The organism is Variovorax sp. PBL-E5, from assembly GCF_901827185.1.
Lineage (GTDB): Bacteria > Pseudomonadota > Gammaproteobacteria > Burkholderiales > Burkholderiaceae_C > Variovorax.
The window spans coordinates 1-11,304 of the sequence record NZ_LR594674.1 but is presented as its reverse complement, the minus strand read 5'-3'; the positions used below and the strand labels follow the sequence as shown (position 1 = coordinate 11,304).

General features: G+C 60.1%; 6 protein-coding genes and 1 pseudogene. 2 read left to right on the top strand and 5 right to left on the bottom strand.

Annotated elements, in window-relative coordinates:
* The first annotated feature begins 126 nt into the window (after positions 1 to 126).
* Together WDLP6_RS34645 and WDLP6_RS34640 are read left to right on the top strand one after the other, a co-directional pair.
* Positions 127 to 1,158 carry a helix-turn-helix transcriptional regulator gene (locus tag WDLP6_RS34645; RefSeq protein ID WP_162577738.1) on the top strand — a complete coding sequence of 344 codons (1,032 nt, stop codon included), beginning with the start codon at positions 127 to 129 and terminating at the stop codon, positions 1,156 to 1,158.
* Positions 1,159 to 1,244: 86 nt separating this feature from the next.
* Complete coding sequence (locus tag WDLP6_RS34640; RefSeq protein ID WP_162572158.1) at positions 1,245 to 2,672, top strand: amidase; 1,428 nt, start codon at positions 1,245 to 1,247, stop codon at positions 2,670 to 2,672.
* An 851-nt stretch (positions 2,673 to 3,523) separates the two neighbouring features.
* Here WDLP6_RS34640 and WDLP6_RS34635 read toward each other — a convergent pair.
* The 5 genes and pseudogenes from WDLP6_RS34635 to trfA all read right to left on the bottom strand — a co-directional run.
* Positions 3,524 to 4,645, bottom strand: a pseudogene (locus tag WDLP6_RS34635) (IS91 family transposase); the annotation flags it as partial.
* A 123-nt stretch (positions 4,646 to 4,768) separates the two neighbouring features.
* On the bottom strand, positions 4,769 to 7,684 hold the full coding sequence (locus WDLP6_RS34630) for a Tn3-like element IS1071 family transposase (protein WP_162590687.1): 2,916 nt from the start codon (positions 7,682 to 7,684) through the stop codon (positions 4,769 to 4,771).
* A gap of 147 nt (positions 7,685 to 7,831) precedes the next feature.
* The gene (locus tag WDLP6_RS34625) at positions 7,832 to 8,860 is read right to left on the bottom strand and encodes a DNA adenine methylase (protein WP_162572157.1); all 1,029 of its coding nucleotides are present in this window, start codon (positions 8,858 to 8,860) and stop codon (positions 7,832 to 7,834) included.
* 99 nt (positions 8,861 to 8,959) lie between these two features.
* A complete protein-coding gene (locus WDLP6_RS34620) occupies positions 8,960 to 10,066 on the bottom strand; it encodes a NotI family restriction endonuclease (protein ID WP_162572156.1) in 1,107 nt (368 codons plus the stop codon).
* A gap of 368 nt (positions 10,067 to 10,434) precedes the next feature.
* Positions 10,435 to 11,304 (bottom strand): plasmid replication initiator TrfA (gene trfA, locus WDLP6_RS34615; RefSeq protein WP_015063508.1); only part of this gene is annotated, 870 nt, incomplete at its 5' end.

Below are 11,304 nucleotides of genomic sequence, written 5' to 3'. Positions count from 1 at the left end.
TCCGGATATGGGGGAGACGTCACAACTTCGAACTGGAAGATGATAATTGTCTACAGAAGCGGTTGAAGTCCAGTACATTGATACGCGTGCTACTCCTTTCCATTCTTAAGCAACGGGGGCCAGCTGTTGACCTGCAGCATTCGAACCTTTTCGACCTACCTCAATGATGTCGATCGACTTCTAGAGGAAATGCCCCCGCTTTCTGCTCTGGATGGGTGCGTGAGGCGGCTGGCTAAGGTGCTGGGCTTTGATTCGGCCTGGTATGGGTTCCTGGGCTGGGAGACTTCAAGCGCGGGCAATGGCGTGCCGTCAAACTCAAGCAATACCGGCCCGGTGATGCATGGCACGGCTGCGCTGAACCTGCCGGGTGACTTCTATCAAACATGGCAGGCGATGAGCCACGAAGATCTGTTGCTTGATCAGATTCGCAAGGCCCCGAGACGAGTTGCCACGTACCTGCGAAGTCAAGCCGTGCAGACGGACGGGATGATGGCGATGGTGGATCGGTATGGCATCGGGTCCATCGCCACAGCCACCCAGATACGAACGGATCATCAAGGCTCATTGTTCTTGGCCTGTTTGCGCCATGGGGGATCGTCCGTGCGCCGCTGGCACAACGGAGAACGCGATTTTCTGTACGCATCGGTTGAGGTGTTGGACCGACAAATCCGCCAACGGGCAGACGTGACTGCCGCGACTAGCGGTGAGGGTGTTGAGCTGCTGGTCTCCGCTGCCGGGCACTGCGTCTTTGGCGGTGCCGGGTTGCTTGCCTTGGGAATGGATGCTGAGGGCCCCGTCCGCGATAAGTTGCAGGCAGCCATCCGAACGGCACTGACGCGCACCGGTCGACTCGTGGCTGATGATTTGGGACTGGTCATCACCGCGAAGCCAGCCAAAGTCGACGACGGCGCTGGACTTCGGAGAGTGCACGTCAGACCCCTGTCACCGGTCAGTCGGTTAAGCCCGCGCGAAGCGGAAGTGGCAGCACTCTTGACCCAAGGCCTCAGCCATAAACACGTCGCGCGCCATCTGGGTATTTCCCCGGCTACGGTGCGCAATCAGACGAGCCAAATCTACGACAAGCTGGGCGTCCACAACCGAGCGACGCTGGCCTCCGTCCTTGCTTCGGCCAGCCCCGACCGATCTTCGCCACCATAGGTCATTTGCATCATTCAAAAGATTGACGCTTTGCTGCAAGCTCTCTTTGCCCTGAAGTGACAGGACATAAATAAGGAGCTTGAGACATGGACTTGAAGGACTACAGCGCACATGACGCCACTGGATTGGCCGATTTGGTCAGAGCCGGAGAAGTGAGCGGAGCAGAACTCACCGACTGTGCCAACCGCGCAATCGATTCGGTAAACGGTTCAATCAATGCCGTTGTCCGCAGGCTGGACCCTCCAGTGATGGGCGACAGCGAGGGCGCTTTTGCTGGCGTGCCATTTTTGGTCAAGGACCAGGTTCTGGCGGTAGGCGGCGTGCCGCAAATGATGGGCACCCGCATGCTGGCCAAGGGCGAGTTCATTCCTCCGGCAGACAGTGAACTGTTCACGCGCTTTCGCAAGGCGGGCCTCAACACCATCGGGATCACAGCAACGCCCGAGTTCGGCTTCAACGCCACCACCGAGTCGGTTCTTCACGGGCCCACCCGCAACCCCTACAACCTCGATCGCTCTTCTGGCGGCTCTTCAGGGGGTTCAGCGGCCGCTGTAGCGGCTGGCATTGTGCCCGTGGCGCATGCCAACGATGCCGCAGGTTCCATACGGATTCCAGCGGCCTCTTGCGGCCTGATCGGATTGAAACCATCTCGGGGCCGAACGCCTCTTGGCCCTTACCACGGGATGCCAGTGCTCGGTATGGCCTGCGAATTCGCCGTGACCCGAACGGTACGCGATTGCGCGGCATTGCTCGATGCTGTCGCAGGCCCCGACATCGGCGCGACCCAAGGCATCGCCTTGCCAACCCAGTCCTACGTGCGCGCGATTGCTTCCGACACCCGGCCACTGAAAGTAGCGTTGGTGCGGCAGTGGCCCAAGGCGCCGGCGGTGGAGCGGCAAATCGACGAGGCGCTGCAGCGCACCGCCCGCTTGTTGGAGGCCCAGGGGCATGTGATTGAGGAAACGGCGCCTGTCTATGACGTTGATGCTTTCATGCGCGCGAATTTTTCGGCGTGGATGTCTTTCCTTGCGGTGGGGGTCAATGGGTTGAAAGCCGCTATGGGCCGTGAACCTGGGCCAGATGTGCTTGAGGCAGTGACGCTGGCCTGCGCGCAGGCGGGCAACGCATTGACGGCGATGGACATCGAGGATGTGTTTGCCGTGATGAACACCATGTCCCGAAGTCTCGGCGTATTTCTCACGCGCTACGACATCATCTTGATGCCCGCCTTGAAACGCACGCCACTGCCCCTTGGGTACCTGGATCAAAACGATGCGAGTCTCGACGCTCATGGCTGGTACGACCGGCTCTTCGATGCGATTCCTTTCACGGCGCAGTTCAACATGACCGGACTGCCAGCGCTAACCTTGCCAGCAGGCATGCATGACGAGATGCCCGTCCCCATTCAAATGGTGGCGGGAATGGGGCGTGAAGATGTTTTGCTTCAGGTCGCTCGTGACCTTGAACGATTGCAGCCTTGGCGAGCATTCAGGCCCAAAGTGTTCGCTCAATAAAAGTGGATTCTTCAAACCTGCTCAACTCAAGCCTTTGACGTTCCCGGGAAACCTCAAACAAAGTTAAAACACCGGGGGTCAGATGTTGGTATCCGTTCTCGGTCTTCGCACTGGCATTTTTGAATGTGGCGAACCCTGAGGAAATCAATATGCGCTACCCATAAGGTTCCTGTGCGGACGCTAGGACAGGTGTAGACTTCTGGAAGGTGGGCTTCACCCGCTTCGCTAAACAGTTTTCAACTTCCAGTTCAAAGATACTCATAGTCCATGGATGCCTTGAGATCGATAGCACCTGTTGGGCCTTGGGGGCGTCGTCGTTCGAGACAAAGCGCAGTAGCGACATTTCCCCAAAGTCGGCCGTATCTAAAACTGGACATAGGGCCTCAGAGGCTGCGTATCCCTCCGATGGCGGCTTGGGTACAAAGAGCGAGAAGTCATGGCGCTCCCGCAACCAGCAGCAACCGCTGCTTATGGAAAGCTCTCCATAATGCAGAGAGTCTTTAGCCTGGCGGCTGCGGCGCGCAGACGCTGATCAACCCCGCGACGCCTGTTCCGCAGCCGGTAGGCTAAAGATCCCGTTGAACTAAACCGCCGTCCAGGTGGTGGTGCGCTATGGGGATTGAATCAGCACCGACTTGTCCAAGCGCGAGGCGCAGGTGCGCAAGGCTGAGGAAATTGCAGCGCTGGGTTGAGCTGGCACCGAAGAACGGGGGGCTGCGGCGTGTGCATTGGCGCTGCCACGAGGGCGTGGCGAGAGGCTCTCGCCATTGATGGGCGTGAGCATGCAAAGGGACACCTATCGCTTCGCGACACGGATCTGGAAGCGCATGGGGTGAAGGCCGGGCTTGTGTTCATGAGGGGATGGGCGGCGGACCGCGCGGCAAGGTTCCCGGCAGAAAGGATTCGATTCGCACCATCTGGCCACGACCGCAATGCTGGCAGTCGCGCAGAGACACGCCAGTCAGGCGCTGATAGCGGTCCCGATAGTCCAGCGGTGCATCGGGCAACTCCACGACCGGTGCGGGTGCCGCCAGCAGCTGGCGACAGTGGTCGAGCTTGGTCTCGCGATAGCGGTTGGCCAGGAGCCCATAGTGGCGGATGCGCTGGAATCCAGGGGGCAGGACATGCAGCAGGAAGCGGCGGACGAACTCCTGGGCATCCAGGCGCATGACCTTGTGGCGCGATTCGTGGCGGTAGTCCTTCCACGCAAAGGCCACCTCGCCATCGGCGAAGTCGACCAGGCGGTTGTTGGAGATCGCCACGCGATGGGTGTAGCGCCCGAGGTAGTTCAGGACCTGCTCGGGCCCGCCGAAAGGTGGCTTGGCGTAGACCACCCACTCGGCCTGGGTTGCGGGCGCCAGGTAGCTGGCGAAGGCATCGCAATCCTGTAGCGCAGCCAGGCCGTTGAAGAAGCGCAGTTCCCCGTTGTCGAAGGCGCTGCGCAACTGTGTCAGGAACAGGCGGCGAAACAGCCGCGACAGCACCCGCACCGGCAGGAAGAAGCCCGCTCGGCAGGCGATCCAGCGCTTGCCGTCCGGGGCCACCCCACCGCCGGGCACGACGCAGTGCAGATGCGGGTGATGCAGCAAGTTCTGGCCCCAGGTATGCAGGATGGTGATGAAGCCGATCTCGGCTCCGAGATGTTTGGGGTCGGCGGCGATGGTGCGCAGCGTCTCAGAGGTGGCGTGAAACAGGATGTCGTACACCACGGCCTTGTTCTGGTACGCGATGGCGGCAATCTCCTGCGGTACGGTGAAGACGATGTGAAAGTACTCGACCGGCAGCAGTTCGGCCTGCCGGTCCTGCAGCCACTGGGCGCGCACCAGCGACTGGCACTTCGGACAGTGCCTGTTGCGGCAACTGTTGAAAGCGATGCGCTGGTGCCCGCAGGCGTCGCACTGCTCGACGTGACCACCCAGCGCGGACGTGCGGCAGCGCTCGATGGCGCTAATCGGGGTCTCCTCGTTTTCAGTGCAATAAGTGACGGTACGAAAAGCTAGCACTGGCGCGGAGGTGGTGTTGGTAGATCGTTGATTTCATTGACTTTCCTGTTCACTTTCAAATCTGCGATTCGTGGCGTCAAACCGTGGTCGGTTTCATCCATTGGTGCCAGTTATCGATGCATTTGGCCGCGAAGGCAGGATTTGGTCAGCATAGCGGTCAACCGGGAAGCGAAACACACCCCGCAAGTTGATGCTCTCCAGCCTGGTGGGCGCAATCTTCCCGATCAGTTCCGGTGGAATGACCTGGCGGCGGTTCGACCAGCGATCCAGGACCGCCTGCATCTGTGAGGTATTCCACGCCATCACGATGTTGGCCATCAGGCTCAACGCATCGGCCACAGCCTGCATTTCATCGACACGTTTGGCCTGCGCCGGGCTGATCCGGCCGGTATAAATGGCGCGCTTGAGGGCGTTAACAGCCTCGCCCCGATTGAGCACCCGGCGCAACTCGTTCCTGAAAGCGTCCTTGACAAAGTAGTCAGCCAAAAACGCCGTACGCAGCAACCGCCCCAATTGCACGCCAGCCTCATAGATTGGATCGCCCTGGGCGGCAGAACCGAACCGCGCAAGAGCTGCCACCGCACTGGCATGTCCGCTCATGACCGAGGCTGCCAGGTGCACCAGACTATCCCAATGCTTTTCGATCAAAGCGACGTCGACATTGGCTTCGCACACCGCAGCGATTTCTGCGGGCACTTTGGTGCCGCGTGGCACAAAGAGGTGGCGCTGTTTGAGTTCCTTCAACCGCGGGCAAAGATCAAAACCAAGCAAACGGGCATGTGACATGGCAAAGTCGGTGTAGCCATGGGTATCCACAGCAAGCTGGCTGGTCTCCAGCTTTTCTTGGCGGATGACACCTTCAATGGCCACGCCCGCCTGGCGCTCATTGAGCACAAAGGGCTGCGCATGGAAGATGCCCCACCGGTCTTTTACATGGGAGTAGATTCCAATGGAAGGTGTGTTGCGCCGAGGATCAAGCCGGGCTTGCCACACCCGTTTGGTGGTCTCCATGGTCATCATGTCAGAAGATGCCAAATCGGACCGCCCCCAGGTGGCGGCAATCGGGTGTCGCTGCATGAATTCCAGCACAGCCTGGCAGGCCTGGCTCAGACGCCGTTCGTCCCGCGCCCAGCGCATGGCCTGGCGAATGCTGGTGGCAGACAATTGCGGAATCATGCGCGCGCATTCGACCGCAGTCAGACTGGTGCCGTGGGCCATGATGCCGGCATAGACCATCAGCAGCTCGTCGGTAGAGCGCGGCTCACGTCCGAGCATGATCCAGCTAAAGCGCACCTGGGCGTCAACGGCCAGAATCACTTCCGGCAATTGAACCTCACCGATGCGGTGATCCAAAGCCGCGCGCAGCTTGGTCACTTCTGGGTCTTCGTCCTCTGCGGGCAATGGCGACAAATGGAGTTCATCATCCACGCGCAGTACGCCACTGCGGGCTGCAGCGGCCACCGCATCGACACCGGCAGTTACTCTGGCCAGCAAAGGCTTCAAGAAAGTGGCAGCCTTGCTGGGTAACGATAGACGGGCATAGTGTTTCTTGGACTCTGCCTGCCAACGCTCGTCCGTGAAGAACAAGCGCGCACGACCCCGAAAGCTCAGGCTGTGCTCAATCCAGACCGAGCCATTGCGCACCGCGCGGCGCAGGGCAAACAGGGTGGCCACCTCCAACGCCTGAAACGCCCGTTCCCGGTCTGGGCTGGAGATCGAAACCTGCCAGATCATTCCCAGACTTGGTGCCACCACTTCAACTGGCAGCTTTCTGGATCCTTTGAGATATAAAGCTTGCAGCTTGGCAAGGTACTCGATGGCAGGATGCTCGCCGGTGGCCTGCCAGGGCAGCTTTGCAATGGCGACGAGCAACGACCGCACGGGGCGAATTCCATCAATCAATCCCTCGCGGACCAGGGAGGCCCTGCTCGGTGGTTTGCGTTTCTGGGTTTCGGTGATCAAGGCTTCAAGACGGGCACGCAACTCAGCATCTGGCACCGCACCTTGCGCGCTCAAGGCAACAAGTTCGCCGAGCAGCGTTTTGTACATTGCGGCCCAATTGACGGTAGCGGGGACATCGGCGGCAGCCTGACGCCACAGATCGGCGATCCGGCGCTGCACCATAAGGATCAACTGGTCTGTGGTGGTGAACAGGCAATACCGAAGAAAGCATGCGACCTCCACGGTGCGCGCTGGCTCTTTGATCTTGGCTCCGGCTGAGGGCGGCCTGGAGACAAGTCGGCGCGCGTAGCGGCGCAAGATGAGATCGGGGATGTCTGCCAGGTGCTTATGAACGTCCAGCGTGTAAAGCAGGTCGATGCGCTCCAGTACCTCGCTGATTTGGCGGGTTGAGTGTTTCGCCGGTGCAGCCCATAGCCAACTCTGCTGGGTTTGTCCATCTGGGCGCAGCTCTGAAACTGAGGCTCGCCAGCGATCAAGTGTTGCTGGATCAACGCTGGCGGCGATGGCGGTGCCTGTTTCAACTTCAAGCTGGGCAAGTGCCGCCGCAATCAGTGTCCGAATTGCCCGCTCGTGCACGATCACCAGCTTGTTCTTGTACAGCCATTGACGCGCCCGCACGAGTAGCTGATCGCGGTCGGCGCAGCGCGCCACTTCGTCGCGCAGTTCACGTACCAGTGAGCGGCGCTGGTGCTCGCTCATCCACTGGAATCCAAGGACCGTGCAGGCTACTTGTTGGTGATCGAATAGCGTGCGCCCGCGTTCATACATGGCTCTCAGCGAGGCGACTTCTGGTGCTGCAATGCCAAGCTCGTTGCCAAGGTGGCGCCACAAGGCTACTGGAATTACCCGAAAGGCACCGAGCAAACGCCCACTCATGCGCAGGAAACCAATATGGAGCGCCAGACCAAGCTTGTGGGAATCACCTCGGCGTGCATTGATTGCGTCGCGCTCGGCACCATCGAAGGTGAAAAATGCCTTCATCTCGAAGTCGCTGATATCGCGGGGGAGCCCACGCATCCACAAAAACGTTGTGTGCCAACCCTGCATCGTGAACCTCAAAAGTGGGAGGCCACCATACCCGTTTACAAAGCGAACAGGAAAGTCAATGAAATCAACGGTCTACCCAGACCACCCCCGCGCCAGTGCTAGCTTTGCGTACCGTCACTTATTGCACTGAAAACGAGGAGACCCCAACTAGGGCTTCAAGATCAACAGCTCGCGGATGACTTCATGGTGGGTGTTCTTCATCGGCACCGGCTCAACGCGGAAGCCGTGACGCTCTGCCATCGAGCGCACTTCGGGCGCGTCGTCATAGGTCAGCATCACTGAACCACGCACCGAGGCCATGAGCGCGAACAGCCCTTCATGGTCGATTTCGTTGTGGGTGTAGAGCCGTGCCCCGGCCTTCTTGCCGCCTGCGGTGTACGGCGGATCAACGAAGAAGAACGCATTGGCATCATCAGCGTAGCGCTGCACCACCTCGAAGGCGTCGGCCTGCTCGAAGGTGATCCGATCGCGCATGGCCTGCAAGGCTTCGATGCGACGGGCCAGCGTTTCGGGATACCAGCGCGAATTGAGGCCGCGCCCGGCCTCTCCGGTCTTAACGAGGCCAGCGCCTGCGGCCATGATGCCGCCGCGCTGCATCCGGTTTTTGACGATGGTTCGGAAGGCCCGGCCGCGAATGCTCTTGGGGTTGCCGTCGAGGATCTCCCGGACGTTCTCAAGGTTCACATCGAAGTCGATGATCTGCTTGCAAAGCCACTTCACGTCAGCGGGCTTGCCGTGGAAGATGGTTTGCCAGACAGCGGCCACATCGTCGTCCAGTTCGCCCAGAAAGACGTGTTCGGCCAAACCCTCAGCGGCGGCCGACAGGCCCGCCATTGCTCCACCCGCGAAGGGTTCCACAAACACCGATGGCGTGATCTTGGATGCCGTCAGCCACTTGCGCACCTCTGGGACAAGCCACGTCTTGCCGCCCGGATAGCGGAACGGACTGAGCTGGCGAACCTGCGCAACGTTCGTCGGGGCTTTCTTGTCGTGGAGTTGTTCAACCAGTGAGGCCAGCGCCTGCGCTTTGTCGGGGTCAACGAAGTGATGCCGCAGCCCTTCAAGGGCCGGTTTGCATTCGCTGTGAACCAGTACCGTGGCGCGGGTGACGCCTTGCTCTTTCAGGCGTTCGATGCGGCGGTTCTGCCGTTGTAATGCAGTGGCGTCGGTTGTCATTGTTATTTTCTCCGTGAACATTCACGGAGCGTAACAAGGACGTATAGGCGCGTCAAGACCCGTGAATGTTCACGGTCTTGTCAAACAAGCAACTTGTGGTCATTTTGCGGCGTCGGAGCCGTTGCCGTTCTCAAGCGGCAGACCGTCCTCGACCGGCTCAGTGATGGGCACCGGGTGAACGATCTTGTCAGTGATGCGAGTCTCAAACACCGGCAGAGGAACCGGCTTGCCACCCGTCAGCCCTTCCACCGAGCGCTCAAGCGTGGTGTAGCGGACTTCATCCCGCACGATGCGCGTGCGCTTCTGGCCTTCGACCTCTTCAAAGCGGACGATAAACCATGCAATGTCAGCATTGGATATGTCGGCCACGTTGTCCATCTCACCGATGGAATCGAAGAAGGCGCGATCAACGACCACGGCCATCTTCTTGCCCCAACGGCGCAGCGTGGGGACTTTGATTTGAAGCTGCGGCATCAAGCGCTTGGGGCCGCTGCTGCGGTAGTCCGGGCGACGACGACCGGCCGGGAAAATGACCCAATCCACGGCGTCATCGTTGAAGGCTTCAAACTCGCCCTTCATGGCGTTACCGCTGAAATAGACGGCCTGAATCTCAAGGGCAGCCCAATTCATCGGGGCTTCCTTGGGCGTCTTGGAGCTGACCAGAACCATGTCGATTCGGCCCACGTCATCGCCGCCTTCGCTGTCGGTCGATGCCCCGGCTTCGAGGAAGCCGACTTCACCGACCAGCAGCGGGTCAGGGTCGCCAAGGATGGTTTCGCCTACCCACTTGAACACGTCGAGTTCATCGTGGAAGCGATAGGGGCAGGTGGCGCGGAGGTCGCCTTGCTTGCCCTCAACAGGGACACCGACCGCCCGGCCGTTGTCTGGGTGTGTGTTGTAGGAGTAGAGCCGGAGCGAACACACCCCGCCATCCTTGGAGCAGACAGCGCCTGTTTTGCGCGCCTGAAAGGGGCAGGGTTGTGGGGTTCGCTCTTTCTTCGGCTTGAGGACTTCGGCGGCAAGCTGGCGGCGTTCCTCCCCGGAAAGCTGCGTCAGATTGAAGCCGAACCACTCCCCGATCCCGAATCGTGGCGTTATGTCTTTTGGTTTTTTTGCCATAACCTTATAACGTAACACATTGGACAGTTGCGTGCCGAGGGGTAAAGCAAACAGTCGTCCGCAGTTTTGTGCGGCAGTCGAGGGCAACCTGGAAACCTGCCGTTTAAGTGCGGCGCCAGTCGGGTTGATCGTTGGAAGTCACACCTGGCCCCCGGGCAGGGATCGGTCGGCCTTGGATGGCCGCTTGCGGCGGTCGTATGGCCCGCTGGCGGGCCTGTAGCCCAGCGGCGAGGGGCATGGGCCCGGTGAGCGTCGGAAAGGCGCTGGAAGCCCGCAGGGGTCGAGACGCGGAACGTGGCTCGATGCGCAGCACGACATAGCCGGTTTTCGCGCCCGCGAAAATTCCCCGTCCCTGGCTTGGCCCCTCAAGTGTCTGCATGCCGCCGCTGCGCCCCTCATCTGTCAATGAAAAACGGGAGCCTAGGCCCCCGTTCTCTGTCGCATGTCCACCTGGTCTACCGCTGGCAGTAGATCGAGTCACCCTGCACCCATGACAGCTTGATAAGCCCGCTCTGGCTCAACTCTTCGCACGCCTGGCCGGTCTGCTCGCGCCACTTCTTGAGCCTGGCGGAATCGGACCCGCACATCAGCCTGAACGTCTCCAGCTTCAAGGGGAACGGTTCCTTGTGAGAGACGAAGTAATCGAACATGCGCCGGGCAGTAGGGGACAGCTCGCGGTACTTTTCCCACACGAATTTCGAGTAATGATCGCCGGCAAAAAGCACTACCATTTCCTCGTCGATTTCGACCTGGCAGCGCGACGTTTTCTTGCCGCGATCCAGCACGCGGAAGCGATGGATCAGGGACACCGATTCAAGCCGGCCGATCCGGCCTGAACTGAACTGCATGGCGGTCGCCTGCAGGCGCGTCAGGCACTCTTCGGCCTTGTCGTAGTACCGGCCGTTGATCGCCCAGCCCAGGTCTGTGCAAAGCTCGTAGAACGTGAAGGAAACGGGCGTACCGACCGGCGAACGCTTCGCGTATTCAAGAACCTGCTGCCAAACCAGCTCGTCGTCATCGGCCCGCAGCTCGATCCCGGTATAGGTGATGAGCACGTCCTTATTGACGTGAAAAATTACGTGTTGCTGCCGCACCTCACGCGGGGTCTTCTTGTTCCTGGTCGTGAAGAGCGCAGCACGCGCCAGGTCGTTCGGCATCGCCCGCATGTCGTCGCCCCAGGGCGCGAGGTCGAACAGCGAAAGCTGCATTGCCTTAATCTGCTCTTTCGTGTGCTTGAGCAAAGCGGCCTGCTTGACTTCGCTCACCTTGTCGGCGGTCTTCTCGACGGCAGTTTTTCGTTTCGGCGCTGGGGCGGGTGCGGACAT